The following is an 18,272-nucleotide window of genomic DNA, read 5'->3' on the forward strand; positions in this document are numbered from 1 at the left end:
ACAAACACCCACCCTCGCCGGCCCCCCCCCCGCGGGGGGCGGGCCTCTCCCACCCTCCCCGCCCCCGCCCCCGCCGTGAGGCCCCCGGCCTCCCGGCGCGCGCCGCCCGCCCGGGGACGGGCGGGCGGCCGGGCCTTCGCACCGTCCCCCCGTGTCACCCCCACGGCGCCCCCGCGAAGCCCCGTACGGCCCCCGCGCGGTCCTGTGCCGCCCGCCCCGCGATCCCTCGGCGATCAACAGTCTGACCAGTCCGACAACACTCCCGGCCGTGAGGACCGTCGTACCCTTGGGGGGTGACCGACGCCGTAGCAGCCATCCCAGAAGAAGCAGCCCCGGTCCCGCTCCTCGAACCGAAGGACGGGATCCCACCCGTGGTGGCGGACGACCGGGCGCTGGCCGCCGTCGTCGCCGCCTTCGCCGGGGGCACCGGACCGGTGGCCGTCGATGCCGAACGGGCCTCCGGCTACCGCTACGGGCAGCGCGCCTACCTCATCCAGCTGCGCCGCGAGGGTTCCGGCTCCGCCCTGATCGACCCGATCGCCTGCCCGGACCTCAGTGCGCTCGGCCGGGCCGTCGAGGACGCCGAATGGGTGGTCCACGCGGCCAGCCAGGACCTGCCCTGCCTCGCCGAGGTCGGCATGAGACCCCGGCGCCTCTTCGACACCGAGCTGGCCGGGCGGATCGCCGGCTTCGCCCGGGTCGGCCTCGGGCCGATGACCGAGAACGTGCTCGGGCTGAGCCTCGCCAAGGAGCACTCCGCGGTCGACTGGTCCACCCGCCCGCTGCCCGAGCCGTGGCTGCGCTACGCCGCTCTGGACGTCGAGGTGCTGGTCGAGCTGCGCGACGCACTCGAACGGGAGCTGGACGCCCAGGGCAAGCTCGGCTGGGCGATGGAGGAGTTCGCCTCGATCGCCGCCGCGCCCCGCCCGGCCCCGCGCACCGACCCGTGGCGCCGCACCTCCCAGCTGCACAAGGTCCGCCGCCGCCGTCAGCTGGCCGTGGTGCGCGAGATGTGGCTCGCCCGCGACCGGATGGCGCAGGACCGCGACGTCTCCCCCGGCCGGGTGCTCGCGGACGCGGCGATCGTCAACGCCGCACTGGCCATGCCGCTGAACATCGCCTCCCTGCAGGCCGTCCAGGGCTTCGGCCCCCGGGTGCACCGGCGCCAGCTGGAGCAGTGGCTGGCGGCCGTGCAGCGCGGCCGGGAGACCCCGGAGAACCTGCTGCCGCCGGCCACCGCGCCGCACGAGGGACCGCCGCCGCCGCGGGCCTGGGCCGAGAAGGACCCGGTGGCCGCCGCCCGGCTCTCCGGCGCGCGCAGCGCGATCAGCGAGCTGGCCGAGCGCCACCACCTGCCGGCCGAGAACCTGATCACCCCGGACCTGGTCCGGCGGGTCTCCTGGCAGCCGCCGGCCGACCCGGGCCCGGAGGGCGTGGCCGCCGCACTGCGCGGGCTCGGCGCCCGGCAGTGGCAGGTGGACCTGGTGGCGCCGGCGGTGGCCGCCGCCTTCGCCGCGGCGGTCGTCGCCCAGGACTGATCACGGCGCGGAGCCGGTCGGGGCCCGGGGCCGACGGCCGCGCGGGGCCGGTCGCGGTCCGGGCCGATCCGGCAACACGGGAAGGGGATGTCGTCCGTACGGGCGACATCCCCTTCGTCGTCCCCGGGAACCGGCGCTCCTGGTCGGACGGCCGGGGAACGTGTCGGGAGACACATGGTCAGATCCCTCCGAGGGGCCTGGGCAGGTTGGTTACCGGCGGGTAGCATGGCCGTGATGCGGCGCCGCTCGGGTCTTCGACGGCGGCAGCCCGCCCACCTAAATGTTGGTCCCTGGGAGGAGAGCCCCCGTGCCTCGTACCGCGAGGGACGTCGTCTTCGTCGATGGCGTCCGCACCCCGTTCGGCAAGGCCGGCCCGAAGGGCATCTACCACGAGACGCGCGCCGACGACCTGGTCGTCAAGTGCATCCGGGAGCTCGTGCGCCGTAACCCGAACCTGCCCGTCGAGCGCATCGACGAGGTCGCCGTCGCGGCCACCACGCAGATCGGCGACCAGGGTCTGACCATCGGGCGCACCGCCGCCCTGCTGTCCGGCCTGCCGAAGTCCGTGCCCGGCTACTCGATCGACCGCATGTGCGCCGGCGCGCTGACCGCCGTGACCGCCACCGCGGGCGGCATCGCCTTCGGCGCGTACGACGTGGTCGTGGCCGGCGGCGTCGAGCACATGGGCCGCCACCCCATGGGCGAGGGCGTCGACCCGAACCCGCGCTTCGTCTCCGAGAAGCTGGTCGACGAGTCCGCCCTGTTCATGGGCATGACCGCGGAGAACCTGCACGACCGGTTCCCGCACCTGACCAAGGAGCGCTGCGACGCCTACGCCGTGCGCTCGCAGGAGAAGGCCGCCAAGGCGTACGCCAACGGCGACATCCAGCCCGACCTGGTGCCGATCACGATCCGCAACACCAACCCCGAGGTCGGCGAGACCGGCTGGGGCCTGGCCACCGTGGACGAGCCGATGCGCCCGGGCACCACGATGGAGAACCTGGCGGGCCTCAAGACCCCGTTCCGCCCGCACGGCAACATCACCGCGGGCAACTCGGCCGGTCTGAACGACGGCGCCACCGCCTCGCTGCTGGCCGCCGAGGACGTCGCCGAGGAGCTCGGCCTCCCGGTGAAGATGCGCCTGGTCTCGTTCGCCTTCGCGGGCGTCGAGCCCGAGGTCATGGGTGTCGGCCCGGTGCCGGCCACCGAGAAGGCGCTGGCCAAGGCCGGTCTGACCATCGACGACATCCAGGCCTTCGAGGTCAACGAGGCCTTCGCCGTCCAGGTCCTGGCCTTCCTGGACCACTTCGGCATCGCGGACGACGACGAGCGGGTCAACCCGTACGGCGGCGCGATCGCCTTCGGCCACCCGCTGGCCTCCTCCGGCGTGCGCCTGATGAACCAGCTGGCCCGCCGCTTCGAGCAGCGCCCGGAGGTCCGCTACGGCCTCACCACGATGTGCATCGGCTTCGGCATGGGCGGCACGATCATCTGGGAGAACCCGCATTGGAGCGGAGCGGAAACGTCGTCTCAGGTCGAGGGTGGTAAGTGACCATGGCCAACACCACTGAGCTGCTGACCCGCGGCGCCGAGCTCTTCCCGGGCGAGGTCGTCACGACCGCGCACGTCCGCCACCTCGACCTGCCGCTGCAGGCCGGCCGGCTGGCCCTGATCACCCTGGACAACGGCTTCGACCACACCAAGCCGACCACCTTCGGCCCGGGCTCGCTGCTCAAGCTGAACGAGGCGCTGGACCAGGTCGAGGCCGAGGCCGCCGAGGGCACGATCGTCGGTGCCGCGATCACCGGCAAGCCGTTCATCTTCGCGGTCGGCGCCGACCTCAAGGGCGTCGAGCTGCTCACGGAGCACGCGGACGCGCTGGCCATCGGCAAGGGCGGCCACGACGTCTTCAAGCGGATCGCCTCGCTGCCCGTCCCCACCTTCGCCTTCTACAACGGCGCGGCGATGGGCGGCGGCGTCGAGGTCGGCCTGCACTGCGACTACCGCACGGTGTCGGCGGGCGTCCCGGCCTTCTCGCTGCCCGAGGTCTTCCTCGGCCTCGTCCCCGGCTGGGGCGGCTGCACCATCCTGCCGAACCTGGTGGGTGCCGGTAAGGCCGTCAAGGTCGTCATCGAGAACTCGATGAACCAGAACAAGCAGCTCAAGGGCAAGGACGTGTTCGAGCTGGGGATCGCCGACGCGATCTTCGAGCCGGCCGACTTCCTGGAGCAGTCGCTGCTCTGGGCCGCCAAGGTCCTCAAGGGCGACGTCGTCGTCGAGCGCGAGGCGATCGACCGCGGCAAGGCCTGGGACGACGCCGTCCTCTGGGGCCGCATGGTCGCCGACGGCAAGGTGCACGGCGCCGCTCCGGCCGCGTACCGGGCGCTGGACATCATCGCCGCCGCCAAGGACTTCGACCTCGCCGACAAGGCGAGCCTGCAGGCCGGCTTCGACGCCGAGGACACGGCCCTGGCCGACCTCATCATGAGCGGCGAGCTGCGCAGCGGCATCTACGCCTTCAACCTGGTGCAGCGCCGGGCCAAGCGCCCGGTCGGCGCGCCGGACAGGTCGCTGGCCCGCCCGGTCACCAAGGTCGGCGTCGTCGGCGCCGGTCTGATGGCCTCGCAGCTGGCGCTGCTGTTCGCCCGCCGTCTGGAGGTGCCGGTGGTCCTCACCGACATCGACCAGGCGCGCGTCGACAAGGGCGTCGGCTACGTCCACGCCGAGATCGACAAGCTGCTCGGCAAGGGCCGGATCAGCCAGGACAAGGCCAACCGCCTCAAGGGCCTGGTCTCCGGCTCGCTGGACAAGGCCGCCGCCTTCGGCGACGCGGACTTCGTCATCGAGGCCGTGTTCGAGGAGATGGGCGTCAAGCAGGCCGTCTTCGCGGACCTGGAGAACGTGGTCTCGCCGACCTGCGTGCTGGCGACCAACACCTCCTCGCTGTCAGTCACCGAGATGGCCTCGAAGCTGAAGCACCCCGAGCGGGTCGTCGGCTTCCACTTCTTCAACCCGGTCGCGATCCTGCCGCTGCTGGAGATCGTCCGCGGCGACAGGACCGACGACGCCGCGCTGGCCACCGCCTTCGCCGTGTCGAAGAAGCTGAAGAAGACCTCGGTGCTCTGCAAGGACGCCCCGGCGTTCGTGGTGAACCGGATCCTGACCCGCTTCATGGGCGAGATCCAGGGCATCATCGACGAGGGCACCCCGATCGCCGACGTCGAGAAGGCCGTCGAGCCGCTCGGCCTGCCGATGTCCCCGATCGTGCTGCTGGAGCTGGTCGGCCCGGCCATCGCCCTGCACGTCTCGGAGACCCTGCACGGCGCCTTCCCGGAGCGGTTCACCGTCTCCGAGAACCTCGCCAAGGTGGTCAAGGCCGGCAAGCGCGGCTTCTACACCTGGACGGACGGGCAGCAGGTCCTCGACCCCGAGGTGCTGGAGCTGCTGTCCTTCGGCGACTCGGTGCTCACCGAGGAGCAGGTCCGCGCCCGCGCCCTGGAGGCCGTGGCGCAGGAGATCGGTCTGATGCTGGAGGAGGGTGTCGTCGCCGAGGCGCAGGACATCGACCTCTGCATGATCACCGGTGCCGGCTGGCCCTTCCACCTGGGCGGGATCACCCCGTACCTGGACCGTGAGGGCGTCTCGGAGCGGGTGAACGGCAAGACCTTCCTCGCCCCCGGCGTGGCCTCGGTGCCCGCCTAGGCACGGCCCGTACCCGGAACACGGAGGAGCCCCGGTGACCAGTGGTCACCGGGGCTCCTCGGTGTGTACGGGGTTGCCGCCCAAGCACGGGCTGTGTACGGGGTCGCCGCCGGAACGTGGGCTGTGCACGGCGCCGCCGCCGGAAGGGGTGTGTACGGCGTTGCCGCGCGGAACGGGTGTGGACGGCGTTGCCGCGCGGAACGGGTGTGGACGGCGCTGCCGCCCGCCGGCCCGGACGCGGGCGTCTCAGTGCTTGAGGCGGTAGACCACGGTGTCGGCGAAGACGCCGACCATCTCGTAGTGGGTGTCCAGCAGGTTCTCCATCCGGGGGATCATGACCGGCTGGTACGGGGCGATGCCGGAGTCGTCGACCACGACCTCGGGCAGGCCGTTGGCGAGGTCCTTGTCGAAGGTCTGCCAGGCGTTGGCGACGCTGAACTGCTCGCCGACGTTCTGGTTGCCGTCCTTGCCGCCGCTGTAGTTGGTGAGGAAGCCCGCCGTCAGGTAGCGGGTGGCGGGCTTGCGGTCGGCCAGCCAGTACAGCTCGGGGTGCATGCCCCAGACCAGCACGGTGTCCTTGGGGGTGGTCTGGGCGGCGACGGCGGTGGCGACCTCGGTGGTGCGGTTGAGCCCCTCCCCCGGCCAGGCCAGCGCCAGGCTCCAGAACACCGTGGCGGCGACCGTGGTGTACGCCAGGACGGGCTTCCAGCGGATCGCGGAGGTGGCGATCGCCCCGGTGCCCAGCAGCACCAGCGGCGGCATCAGCTGGAGGTAGTAGTGGCCGAAGAAGTGGAAGCCCACACTGACCGCGACCACCGAGGAGAGCAGCCAGACCCACAGGTCGGTGGTCGAGCCGTGCTCCTCGCCGGCCACCGGCAGCGGGCGGTGGCGGTACTTGAGCCAGAGCCTGCGCCCGACCGGGAGCAGGAAGCCCAGGCCGGCCCCGACCAGGATGGCCGAGTTGCCGAGGGCCCGGCCGAGCATCTGGAGCCAGGCGCCGCCGAAGGAGGCGTAGTCGCCGCTGCCGGTGACCACCCAGAAGAGGAAGCCCTTGGGCTTGGTGAGGATCACCGCGACCAGCGCTATCGGCAGGGTGAAGCCGAACCCGATCTTGAACAGCGCGGGCGGCCAGCGCACCCCGCGCCGGCGGGTGTCCTGGAAGAGCATCCAGAGCACCGGCAGCAGCACCGCGCCGCCGGTCTGCTTGGTCAGTGAGCACAGGGCGACCGCGATGCCCGCGGCCAGCCAGCGGCGCCGTTCGGCGTACCGGAAGGCGGCCACCATGGCGGGCAGCATGAAGACCTCGAAGGTCGCCGCCTGGGTGTCCTCCGGGGAGAGCCCGATGGAGACCAGCAGGTAGAGCAGTCCGGCCCCGGCCCCGGCCCGGTTGCCCCAGCGGCCGCGGGCGATCGAGGCCAGCAGGATCGCCGTGACCAGGTGGGCCACCACCGCCAGGGTGCGCAGCGGCCAGAGCGAGGCGGAGCCGAAGACCGCGAAGCAGGCCTGGTAGAGCCAGGGCAGCAGCGGGGGCTTGCGGTCCACCACGGTGTCGTACAGCACGCCGCCGTCCGCCAGCATCCGGGCCTGGGTCGCCAGGAAGCCCTCGTCCGGGCTCCAGACGGGCCGGGCGAAGGAGGGGATGTGGGTGAGCAGCGCGACCAGCGCGAGCACCGGCACCAGCCTGGTCCAGTACCCGGTCAGCAGACGGGTACGGACGCGCTCGGGCAGGCGCTCGGCCAGTCCGGTGAGGCGGAGGCGGGTGGGGGTCGGCACGGATGACAACCTACCGGGCGGGATCGGCGCCGATGGCGCCGGTCCCGCCTTTCAGTGCGATTGTCAGCTTGTTCCGTGACGAACTGTTACGGAGTTACGACAAATGGTCGTCAACGGAACGGGGGCCGCTCCGCCCGGACGGCCTCCGGTCAGGCCTCGACCGGCGCCGCGTCCAGCTTGGCGACCAGCGCCGTCACCTTTCGGGCGATGTCCGGGGCGTTCAGGCCGATCTCGGCCAGGATCTCGGCCCGGCTGGCGTGGTCCAGGAACTCCTGCGGGATGCCGAAGTCGCGCACCGGCAGGTCCACGTCCGCGTCCCGCAGCGCCTGCGCCACGGCCGCGCCGACGCCGCCCACCCGGCCGTTGTCCTCGATGGTGACGACCACCCGGTGCTCGGCCGCCAGGCCCGGCAGGGCCCGGTCCACCGGCTTGACCCAGCGCGGGTCCACCACGGTGGCGGTGATGCCCCGGGCGGCCAGCAGGTCGGCGACCTCCAGGCTGGTGGGGGCCATCGCACCGACCGAGACGATCAGCACGTCGGCGCGGTGGGCGCCGGAGGGCTCCTCGGCGGCGCGCAGCACGTCCATGCCGCCGATCCGGCCGACCGCGGGGACGGCCGGGCCGACCGTGCCCTTGGAGTAGCGGACCACGGTCGGGGCGTCCTTGACCTCGACGGCCTCGCGCAGCTGGGCGCGGACCTGCTCGGCGTCGCGCGGGGCGGCCAGCCGCAGGGACGGGATGAGCTGCAGCATCGACATGTCCCACATGCCGTTGTGCGAGGCCCCGTCGTCACCGGTGACGCCGGCCCGGTCCAGGACGAAGGTGACGCCCAGCCTGTGCAGGGCGACGTCCATCAGCACCTGGTCGAAGGCCCGGTTGAGGAAGGTCGCGTAGACCGCGAACACCGGGTGCAGGCCGTTGGTGGCCAGGCCGGCCGCGCTGGTGACGGCGTGCTGCTCGGCGATGCCGACGTCGAAGATGCGGTCCGGGAAGGCCTCGGCGAACGGGGCCAGGCCCACCGGGTGGAGCATGGCGGCGGTGATGCCGACGATGTCCTCGCGCTCGTGGCCGAGCGCGACCATCTCCTCGGCGAAGACCGAGGTCCAGCTCCGCCCGCCGCTCTGGATCGGCAGGCCGGTCTCCGGGTGGATCTTGCCGACCGCGTGGAAGCGGTCCTCGTCGTTGTTCTCGGCGGCGTGGTAGCCGCGGCCCTTCTCGGTGAGGCAGTGCACGATCACCGGGCCGCCGAAGCCGCGCGCCTTGGTCAGCGCGGACTCCAGGGCGGTCATGTCGTGGCCGTCGATCGGGCCGATGTACTTGAGGCCGAGGTCCTCGAACATGCCCTGCGGGGCGATGAAGTCCTTGAGGCCCTTCTTGGCGCCGTGCAGCGTCTCGAACAGCTGCTGGCCGACCACCGGGGTGCGCTGGAGCGCGTCCTTGCCCCAGGACAGGAACCGCTCGTAGCCCTGGGTGGTGCGCAGGGTGGCGAGGTGGTTGGCCAGGCCGCCGATGGTCGGCGAGTACGAGCGCTCGTTGTCGTTGACGACGATGACGAGCGGGCGGTCCTCGGCGTCGGCGATGTTGTTCAGCGCCTCCCAGGCCATGCCGCCGGTGAGCGCGCCGTCACCGATGACGGCGACGACCGGGTCGTTCTTGCCCAGGATCTGGTTGGCCTTGGCCAGGCCGTCGGCGTAGGAGAGGACGGTGGAGGCGTGCGAGTTCTCGATCACGTCGTGCTCGGACTCGGCGCGGGACGGGTAGCCGGACAGGCCGCCCTTCATCCGCAGCCGGGAGAAGTCCTGGCGGCCGGTGAGCAGCTTGTGGACGTAGCTCTGGTGGCCGGTGTCGAAGAGGATGCGGTCGCGCGGCGAGTCGAAGACCCGGTGCAGCGCGATGGTCAGCTCCACCACGCCGAGGTTGGGCCCGAGGTGGCCACCCGTCTTGGAGACCTCGGTCACCAGGAAGGTCCGGATCTCCTGGGCCAGTGCGGCCAGCTGTCCGGGCGTGAGCCGGTCGAGATCGCGCGGTCCCCGAATGCGGGTCAGCAGGGCCACCCGTTCCTCCTCGTTCAGTGTTCGCGGACCACGGAAAGTCCGACGGGCGTCGCTGCCCGGTCCGGTGCCACGCCGGCGGTCCCGGCCGGGGCCGACCGGTCGAGTCTAATGTCCGCCTCCCGGACGCCGAGCGGCGCGCCCGGTGCCACCGTTCGTTACCGCCATTCCGGGAGGTCGGGCGGGGGAGGCGGGTCATGCCGGATTGACGCACTGGCGTTCGACCATGCTTATCCGGGCGGAGTCGACCGTCCGGGACGGGACGTTCGGGACGGGACGTTCAGGACGCCCCCGTCTGCGGTGCGCCGGCCGCGGTGCGCCGGCCGGCGGCGTCAGGCGCGGCCGAGCGCGCCGGACTCCCCCATCTCGCTCATCACCAGGGCCAGCGCCCCGAGCACCTCGGCCCGGCCGCCGAGCGTGCCGGGGACGACCGAGAGCTGCCGGGCGGCGCTCGGGATCGCGTAGCGGGCCACCGAGTCGCGGATCGGGGCGAGCACCAGCTCGCCGGCCTCGGCGAGGTCCCCGCCGAGGATCACCCGGCGCGGGTTGAGCAGGTTGCACAGGGTGGCGACGCCGGTGCCGATCTGCCGGCCCGCGTCGGCGATCACCCGGCGGCAGCCGAGGTCGCCCTGCTGGGCCAGCTCGACCACCCGGGGCAGGCTGAGGTCCGGGCCGAGGGTGGGGACGAGCAGCGAGAGCAGGTAGCGGGAACCGACGAAGGTCTCCAGGCAGCCGCGGTTGCCGCAGCGGCAGACCGGCCCGGCCTCGTCCAGGGTGATGTGCCCGATCTCACCCGCGGTGCCGCCCGGCCCGCGGTAGATCTGCCCGTTCACCACCAGCCCGGCGCCGACGCCGCTGGCGACCTTGATGTAGGCGAGGTCGCTCAGCCCGCGGCCGGCGCCCCAGACCAGCTCGCCGAGCGCGCCCAGGTTGGCGTCGTTGTCCACGTGCACCGGCATGCCGAGCCGCTCGGTCAGCTCCCGGCCCGGGGCGATGCCCGTCCAGCCGGGCAGGATCGCGGTGGAGCCGAGCGCGCCGGTCTCCACGTCGATGGGGCCGGGCACGCCGAGGCCGACGCCGATCACCTTGTCGGGGCGGAACCCGGCCTGCGCCAGCAGTCGCTCGACCATCGCCTCGGCGCGGTCGAAGCCCTGCTGGGCGGAGACGTCGACGTCGATCGGGGCGCTCTCCTCGGCCAGCACCCGGTGGGCCAGGTTGCCGACCGCGACGCGCAGGTGGGTGTGGCCGAAGTCGATGCCGACCACGATGCCGGCGTCCCCGCTGAGCGAGACGCTGCGCGCGCGGCGGCCGCCGGAGGAGGTGTCGGCGACCACGACGGTGCCGCTCTCCTTCAACTCCCGCACGATGTTGGACACGGTGGCCGCGGACAGTCCGGTGCCGCGGGCGATCTCGGCCTGGGTCAGCGAGCCGGCCATCCGCACCGCGCGGAGCACCCGTTCCAGGTTCGCCCGGTGCAGCGACGACTGCGAGCCCGGTGTGTCCGTCGACATGATCCACCCTCCCAGGGCGGGGACCCCTCCGCCGGGCGTCCCCTTCAACTCCTGAAGGGTACGGCCCGGGGCCCGGGCAGGGGTCCCGGCCGGTGGTCCCGGCCGGGGCGGACGGGGCCCCGGGCGCGGACGGCGGCCGACCGGCGCGGACCGGAGCGCCGGGGCGCGGGCGTGGGGGCGCGGTGATCGGGGGGTGAAGGTGTTGCGAGGCCTGGACCTGCGGAGACGGGGATCGGCCGTCCTGGCGGCGGCCGAAAACGACACACCACTAGCATGGTGCCCAATTCTCACCCGTCCCACCGGAGCCGTGGACGGCACCGGCAAGGGGACGCTTCCAGACATGACGGGGAATCAGATGGCAGGGGATCACCCTACGCCGGGGGCAGGCGAAACGCCCGGCAACGGTCCGCAGGACAACCGGGGCGTCTCGTTCGGGCGCCCGCCGGGCGGCGGTGTGGATCCGGCCGCCGTCGCGGACCAGATGACGCAGCTCGACGGCGCGGCCGTCCCGGGCCCGGTCGCGCCCGCGGGCCCGCCGCCCGCCCAACCGCCGGCACCGCCCGCGCAGCCGCCCGCCGGCAACCCGGAGTACGCGGCGTACGCGCCGACCGCGACCGGATTCCCCAGCCAGGCCCCGCCGCCGCCCGGCGCCGCCCCGCTCGGCCCGTACGACCCGGTCCCCGGTTCCCCGTACGGCGCCCCGGACGCCGGGCAGGCCTACAACACCGGCGGCTACAACTACCCGCAGCAGCAGCCCGGGTACAGCTACCCCGTCGCGCCCGTCCCTCCCAAGCAGCGCAACCCCGTGATGCTGTGGGGCGGGATCATCGGCGGTGTGCTGGCGATCTCGATCGTGGTCGCCCTGGTCGTCCTGCTCAAGGACCCCAAGCCCGAGCCCGATCCGGCCCCGGGCCCGGTCGCCGCCGACAACGGCGGCACCACCGACAACGGCGGGACCAGCAACGGCCCGACCCCCGGCCCCGGGCCCAAGGGCGGCAGCTTCAACGTCGCCTGGAGCGTCCCCAAGCCGGCCGGCGCGGACACCTCGACCCAGCTGCTCGGTGTCTGGGGCACCGACAAGCTCGCCGTGCGCGTCGACGGTTCCGGCATCAAGGCCTACAACCTGACCGACGGCAAGGAGGCCTGGACCATCCCCGTCCCGGCCGGCAGCAAGGAGATGTGCACCGCCTCCTACGGCGCCAACTCCAAGGGCGTCGCCGCCGTCTCCTTCAACACCGGTGACAGCGACTGCTCCACCGTCGGCGCCGTCGACCTGACCCAGGGCAAGTTGCTCTGGAGCGTCAAGGTCTCGGCCGACCGGATGTCCTCGCCGACCCTCAGCGTCACCGAGAACGTGGTTGCCGTCGGCGGCAACATGGTCGGCGCCCTGAACATCGCCAACGGCCAGCCGGCCTGGCAGTTCCAGCCGCGCGACAAGGACTGCTCGGTGCGCGGCAAGGCGGCCGGCGTCCAGATCGCGGTCAGCGACCGCTGCTACGGCACCACCGGCCCGAAGTCGCAGCTGGTCGTCGTCAACGCCGAGACGGGCAAGCCGACCAGCGCCCCGATCACCCTCACCGGCAGCATCGAGCAGGTCGACTCGGTCGTCCAGGACAAGCCGCTGGTGCTGCTGATGTCCAGCGGCCCGCAGGGCGACTACATCCTGCCGTTCGACAAGGACAACAAGCCGGGCAACCAGATGTCCGTCAAGGAGCCCGGTTCGGACAGCCTGCGCCTCTCCGGCCAGGACGAGGCCCTCACCCGCAACGTGGTCAGCGGCACCACGCTGTACGTCCAGGTCAGCGGCGGCAAGCCGGGCATCAACGCCTACGACCTGACCACTGGCAAGCGGCTGTGGGCGGCCACCTCCGGCTCGACGAGCAACGACATGCGCCTGGTGGCCGGGACCGACAAGGACGGCAAGGTCCGCGCGGTCGTCGACCAGGGCTACAACAAGCCGGCCCGGCTGGTGACGCTCTCGCCGACCGACGGCTCGCTGTCCGACCTCGGCACCATGACCATGCCGAGCAGCATGGGCATCGGCAGCAGCAGCTCCGAGTACCTGATCTCGGACGACGGCGCCGCGGTCTACGCGTTCCGCCGCTTCAGCGCCAGCGACGGTCCGCTGACCAAGTGGAAGAAGTGACGCCGGGCCGACGACCGACCGGCGACCGGCCGACGACCCGGGTGGACCGGGTGGACCGGGGTGACGACCGGGTGACGACCGGGGCATGACCCCTCGTCGCGGGCCACGCGGGCGGGGCGGGAACGGGCTGATCGCCCGGGCCCGCCCCGCCCGCGATTTTTCGGCCGCCCCGTCCGTTGGACGTGCGAGGATTCGGAGCATCAGTCTGACAAAGGAGTGCAGCGAGTGCCCGGCACAAACCTGACCCGTGAGGAGGCCCGCACCCGGGCCGACCTCCTCCACGTGGACGCGTACGACATCGAGCTCGACCTCGGTTCGGCCCGTGAAGGCGGTACCTTCCGGTCCACCACCGTGGTCCGGTTCACCGCCACCACCCCCGGCGCGGAGACCTTCATCGACCTCGTCGCCCCGAGCGTCGAGGAGGTCGTCCTCAACGGCGTGCGGCTCGACCCGGCGAGCTTCGCCGACAGCCGCATCCCGCTGCCGGGCCTGGCGGCCGAGAACGAGCTGCGGGTCGTCGCGACCTGCGAGTACACCAACACCGGTGAGGGCCTGCACCGGTTCGTCGACCCGGTCGACGGCGAGACCTACCTGTACACCCAGTTCGAGGTACCGGACGCCCGCCGGGTCTTCGCCAACTTCGAGCAGCCCGACCTGAAGGCCGCGTTCGCGTTCACCGTGACCGCGCCGAACGGCTGGGTCGTGGTCTCCAACTCGCCGACCCCGGAGCCGGTCGGCGAGGGCGACACCCGGGTCTGGACCTTCGAGCCCACCGGCCGGATCTCCAGCTACATCACCGCGCTCGTCGCCGGCCCGTACGTCGGGGTCTTCGACACCTACGAGAACGGCGAGCAGAAGGTGCCGCTGGGCGTCTACTGCCGGCCCTCGCTGCGCGAGTTCCTGGACCCGGAGGCCGTCTTCGAGGTCACCAAGCAGGGCTTCGACTTCTTCCAGGAGAAGTTCGACTTCCCGTACCCGTTCGCCAAGTACGACCAGCTCTTCGTCCCGGAGTTCAACGCCGGCGCGATGGAGAACGCGGGTGCCGTCACCCTGCGCGACCAGTACGTGTTCCGCTCCAAGGTCACCGACGCCGCCTACGAGGCCCGCGCCGCGACGATCCTGCACGAGCTCGCCCACATGTGGTTCGGCGACCTCGTCACCATGGAGTGGTGGAACGACCTCTGGCTGAACGAGTCCTTCGCGACCTACGCCGAGGCGGTCTGCCAGGCCGAGGCCCCCGGCTCCAAGTGGCCGCACTCCTGGACCACCTTCGCCAACCAGATGAAGACCTGGGCGTACCGGCAGGACCAGCTGCCGTCCACCCACCCGATCATGGCGGAGATCAACGACCTGGAGGACGTCCAGGTCAACTTCGACGGCATCACCTACGCCAAGGGCGCCTCGGTGCTCAAGCAGCTGGTGGCGTACGTCGGCCAGGACGCCTTCTTCCAGGGCGTGCGGGCGTACTTCAAGCGCCACGCCTGGGGCAACACCCGGCTCAGCGACCTGCTCGGCGCCCTGGAGGAGGCCAGCGGCCGCGACCTCAAGGCCTGGTCCAAGGCCTGGCTGGAGACCGCCGGCATCAACGTGCTGCGGCCCTCGATCACGGTGAACACCGACGGCGACATCGAGTCCTTCGCGGTGCTCCAGGAGGCCCCCGCGCTGCCCGCCGGCGCCAAGGGCGAGGCCGTGCTGCGGCCGCACCGCATCGCGATCGGCCTGTACGAGCTGAACGGCGACGCGCTGGTGCGCACCGACCGGATCGAGCTGGACGTCGACGGCCCGCGCACCGAGGTGCCGGAGCTGGTCGGCCGCCACCGCCCGGCCGTCGTGCTGCTGAACGACGACGACCTCTCGTACGCCAAGATCCGGCTCGACGAGGACTCGCTGGCCGTCGTCACCGAGCACCTCGGCGGCTTCGCCGACTCGCTGCCGCGCGCGCTGTGCTGGGCCTCCGCCTGGGACATGACCCGCGACGGCGAGCTGGCCGCCCGCGACTACCTGGCGCTGGCGCTGTCCGGCATCGGGCGCGAGAGCGACATCGGTGTGGTGCAGTCCGTGCACCGCCAGGTCAAGCTCGCCCTCGACGCCTACACCGACCCGCGGTGGCGCGAGCAGGGCCTCGACCGCTGGGCCGCCGCCGCGGAGGAGCACCTGCGCGCCGCCGAGCCCGGCAGCGACCACCAGCTGGCCTGGGCCCGCGCCCTCGCCTCGGTCGCCCGTACGGACGGTCAGCTGGGCCTGCTCGCCGGGCTGCTGGACGGCTCGGTCGAGATCAAGGGCCTCGCGGTCGACACCGAGCTGCGCTGGACCCTGCTGGTGCGCCTCGCCGCCACCGGGCGGGCCGACGAGGCCGCCATCGCCGCCGAGCTGGAGCGGGACAACACCGCGGCCGGCCAGGAGCACGCGGCCACCTGCCGCGCCGCCCGGCCGACCGCCGAGGCCAAGGCGCAGGCCTGGGCGTCGGTGGTGGAGTCCGACAAGCTGACGAACTATGTGCAGGAGGCCGTCATCGCCGGCTTCCAGCAGTCCGACCAGCGCGAGCTGCTCGCACCGTACGCGGCGAAGTACTTCGCGGCGGTCAAGGGCGTCTGGGAGAGCCGCAGCCACGAGATCTCGCAGCAGATCATCGTCGGGCTGTACCCGGCCCTGCAGGTGACGGCCGCGACCCTGGAGGCCACGGACGCGTGGCTGGCCTCGGCCGAGCCGGCGCCGTCGCTGCGGCGCCAGGTCGTCGAGGCGCGGGCGGGCGTCGAGCGCGCCCTCAAGGCCCAGGACGCCGACCGTGCGGCGGGGGCCCGCTGACGGTGCGCGGATAAGCCCGAAGGGGCGCCGGACGGGATCGTCCGGCGCCCCTTCGGGGTCGTGCGGGTCCTGGTGGACGTCGTGCCCGTCCTGGTGGACGCGGCGGTCGCCTCTACGAGGAGTTAGTTCTTCTTGGCCTTGCTGCCGTACGGCAGAGCGGCCAGAGCGGCGATGATCGCGAAGGAGACGAGCGGGACCACCACGTACAGGCCGATGGTCTCACCGACACTCAGGCCGGAACCCGGGTCGTCACCGTCGTCCCTGGTGAAGGCCATGGCGGGCGACGACAGCAGCATCATCAGCGTGACCGTTGCGCAGACCGCGCCGGCTCGCAAAGCGTTCCTCTTGTCCACGTTTCCAACTTACCCGCCGCTTACGGGACGGCGCGCGTCGGGGTCCGCCTGACGGAGTCGGGCGGGAAGTCGGGCAGGGCGAGGAGCTGGGCCAGCAGCCCGGCGGCGGGGGCGGTGGCGAGGCGTTCCAGGGTGACCGGCCCGCCGGAGCCGTCGGCGACCGGCAGGCGCCAGTTCGGGTACTGGTCCCAGGTGCCGGGCAGGTTCTGCGGGCGCGGGTCGCCGACCAGGTCCGGCAGCCAGACCCCGACCAGCTCCGCCGGGGTGGCCCGCAGGAAGCGGTACAGCACGGGCATCGTCAGCGGCTCGTCCGGGCCGAGCAGCCCCAGCCCGGCCAGCTCGGCCCGCCAGTCCGCCAGCTCCGCCGCCGCCTGCTCCTGCTCCTCCCCCAGCGGCCGGGCCAGCAGGCCCAGCCGGTGCCGCAGCTCGACGTGCTCGCCGGAGAGCCGGGCCGCGGTGCTGGGCAGGTCGTGGGTGGTGAGGGTGGCCAGGCAGCCAGGCCGCCAGCGGTCCGGGCCGAGGATCGCCCCGCCGGCCTGCCAGTCCCGCTCGAACCAGAGGACGGACGTGCCCAGCACCCCGCGCTCCGCCAGCTCCTCCCGCACGCCCGGCTCCACCGTGCCGAGGTCCTCGCCGATCACCGCCGTACCGGCCCGGTGCGCCTCCAGCGCCAGCACCCCGAGCATCGCCTCCGCGTCGTAGCGCACGTACGCGCCCTCGGTCGGCGGATGGCCCTTCGGCACCCACCAGAGCCGGAACAGGCCCATGACATGGTCGATCCGCAGCGCCCCGGCGTGCCGGGCGGTGGCCCGCAGCAGCTCCGCGAACGGGGCGTAGCCGGCCTCGGCGAGCGCGTCCGGGCGCCAGGGCGGCAGGCCCCAGTCCTGGCCGTGGGCGTTGAAGGCGTCCGGCGGGGCACCGACCGAGATGCCGTCGGCCAGCACGTCCTGCAGCGCCCAGGCGTCCGCGCCGTCCGGATGGACGCCCACGGCCAGGTCGTGGATCAGACCGACCGGCATGCCGGCCTCACGGGCCGCCCGCTGGGCGTGGGCGAGCTGCTGGTCGACCTGCCAGGCGAGCCAGCGGTGGAACTCGACCCGCTCCGCGAGCTCCTTCTCCGCCTGCTCGACCTGGGGGCCGTCCGGGTGACGCAGGCCCTTCGGCCAGTGCTGCCGGTCCGGGCCGTGCTCCTCGGCGAGGGCGTTCCACAGGGCGTGCCGGCGCAGCCACTCGCCCTCACGGCGCAGGTACGCCTCGTACTCGGCCTGGCGGCCGGGGCCGCGCGGCACCTCGTGCAGCAGCTCCAGGGCCTCGCGCTTGAGTTGCCAGACGGCGTCCCGGTCGATCAGCGCGTCGTGGCCGAGGACCTCCTCGCGCAGCCGGGCGGCGCGCCGGGCCAGCTCCTCGGCCTGGTCACGCTGCCCGCCGCCCAGGTACGCGTACTCGGGGACCTCCTCGACCCGCAGGTGCACCGGGTCCGCGAAGCGGCGCGAGGACGGGCGGTACGGGGACGGGTCGGAGGGGGCGCCGGGCAGGGCCTGGTGCAGCGGATTGATCTGCACGAAGCCCGCGCCCAGCCCGGCCCCCGCCCACCGGGCCAGCTCGACCAGGTCGCCGAGGTCGCCCATGCCCCAGGAGCGCTCGGACAGCACCGAGTACAGCTGGGCGAGGAACCCCCAGCTGCGGCCGGGCAGCTGCGGCAGCCGCTCGGGGACGACGATCAGCGCGGCCCGCGCCGTCCGTTCGCCGCTCCGCGCCGTGAGCACATGACGCCCCGGCGGCAGGTCTCCCGGCACCCAGTGCGAGTGCCCCCGCGGCAGCTCCCAGCTGCCCCCGTCCTCCAGCTCCACCCGCAGCAGGGCGTCCGCCGGCACGTCCAGCGCCGCCCGCCTCCCCTGCCGCACCACCACGCACGGCGGCAGCAACCGGGCGCGCTGCTCCGCCCGGTGACGCTCCAGCGCCTCCCGCGCCTCCTGCGGCGTCCCGGCCACCACCCCCATCGCCCCCAGCACCGCGACCAGCGTCCGCGCCCCCACCGTCTGCCCGCCGGCCCCCGGATACCGGGTGTCCACCCCGTACGCCTGCGCCAGCGCCACCAGTTCGGCGGGCGGCGGCGGAGCGTCCTGCGCCGGCACCTGCTCGGCTCCGTCACTGTCGTGGTAAGCGGCCACTCGCGGCTCCTGCGATGTCTCGGCAACGCCCGGTCAGGACAGCCACAGTCCTACCCGCGTGACACCACGATCACCCAGCGCGACACGACGGTGCCGGACGGAACCCGCACAGCTCAAAGCGAACCGCCGTAGACCGGCGTCTGAGGATCGCCGACCCGGTGGAGCTCCACCGCGACACCCCGCCGACGAGCGAAGTCCGCGACGCCCTCCACCTCGACATCC

10 protein-coding genes are annotated in these 18,272 nt (G+C 73.0%); 5 read left to right on the plus strand and 5 right to left on the minus strand.

Annotated elements, in window-relative coordinates; all coding sequences use genetic code 11:
- The first annotated feature begins 293 nt into the window (after window positions 1–293).
- The 3 genes from ACWGKU_RS20180 to ACWGKU_RS20190 all read left to right on the plus strand — a co-directional run bounded on the left by ACWGKU_RS20180 (window position 294) and on the right by ACWGKU_RS20190 (window position 5,240).
- Window positions 294–1,538: an HRDC domain-containing protein gene (locus ACWGKU_RS20180; protein ID WP_452179791.1), complete on the plus strand. Its 1,245-nt coding sequence runs from the start codon at window positions 294–296 to the stop codon at window positions 1,536–1,538.
- A 307-nt stretch (window positions 1,539–1,845) separates the two neighbouring features.
- Window positions 1,846–3,090, plus strand: coding sequence for a thiolase family protein (locus tag ACWGKU_RS20185; protein ID WP_359910906.1), 1,245 nt, complete (start codon window positions 1,846–1,848; stop codon window positions 3,088–3,090).
- Between the two features lie 2 nt (window positions 3,091–3,092).
- Window positions 3,093–5,240, plus strand: coding sequence for a 3-hydroxyacyl-CoA dehydrogenase NAD-binding domain-containing protein (locus tag ACWGKU_RS20190; RefSeq protein ID WP_401053072.1), 2,148 nt, complete (start codon window positions 3,093–3,095; stop codon window positions 5,238–5,240).
- 246 nt (window positions 5,241–5,486) lie between these two features.
- Here ACWGKU_RS20190 and ACWGKU_RS20195 read toward each other — a convergent pair whose 3' ends face one another.
- From ACWGKU_RS20195 to ACWGKU_RS20205, 3 genes are all read right to left on the minus strand, one after another.
- Window positions 5,487–7,013 (minus strand): ArnT family glycosyltransferase, encoded by a 1,527-nt coding sequence (locus tag ACWGKU_RS20195; RefSeq protein WP_401051071.1) that lies wholly within the window; start codon window positions 7,011–7,013, stop codon window positions 5,487–5,489.
- A 149-nt stretch (window positions 7,014–7,162) separates the two neighbouring features.
- Complete coding sequence (gene dxs, locus ACWGKU_RS20200) at window positions 7,163–9,067, minus strand: 1-deoxy-D-xylulose-5-phosphate synthase (protein ID WP_401051069.1); 1,905 nt, start codon at window positions 9,065–9,067, stop codon at window positions 7,163–7,165.
- Window positions 9,068–9,396: 329 nt separating this feature from the next.
- The gene (locus ACWGKU_RS20205; protein ID WP_359910917.1) at window positions 9,397–10,575 is read right to left on the minus strand and encodes an ROK family transcriptional regulator; all 1,179 of its coding nucleotides are present in this window, start codon (window positions 10,573–10,575) and stop codon (window positions 9,397–9,399) included.
- 340 nt (window positions 10,576–10,915) lie between these two features.
- Between ACWGKU_RS20205 and ACWGKU_RS20210 the strand changes: the two genes are divergently transcribed.
- Both ACWGKU_RS20210 and pepN read left to right on the plus strand, forming a co-directional pair.
- Window positions 10,916–12,721: an outer membrane protein assembly factor BamB family protein gene (locus tag ACWGKU_RS20210; protein WP_452179790.1), complete on the plus strand. Its 1,806-nt coding sequence runs from the start codon at window positions 10,916–10,918 to the stop codon at window positions 12,719–12,721.
- A gap of 225 nt (window positions 12,722–12,946) precedes the next feature.
- Entirely contained in the window at window positions 12,947–15,526 is a 2,580-nt protein-coding gene (gene pepN, locus ACWGKU_RS20215) for an aminopeptidase N (RefSeq protein WP_401044480.1), read from the plus strand.
- 122 nt (window positions 15,527–15,648) lie between these two features.
- On the opposite strand, the gene ACWGKU_RS20220 is transcribed toward pepN, so the two are convergent.
- Both ACWGKU_RS20220 and malQ read right to left on the minus strand, forming a co-directional pair.
- A complete protein-coding gene (locus tag ACWGKU_RS20220) occupies window positions 15,649–15,879 on the minus strand; it encodes a hypothetical protein (RefSeq protein ID WP_359910926.1) in 231 nt (76 codons plus the stop codon).
- A 20-nt stretch (window positions 15,880–15,899) separates the two neighbouring features.
- Window positions 15,900–18,050, minus strand: a complete 2,151-nt coding sequence (malQ, locus tag ACWGKU_RS20225) for a 4-alpha-glucanotransferase (protein ID WP_452179789.1) — start codon at window positions 18,048–18,050, stop codon at window positions 15,900–15,902.
- Between the last annotated feature and the right edge of the window lie 222 nt (window positions 18,051–18,272).

The sequence above is a fragment of the Kitasatospora sp. NPDC054768 genome (assembly GCF_053612025.1).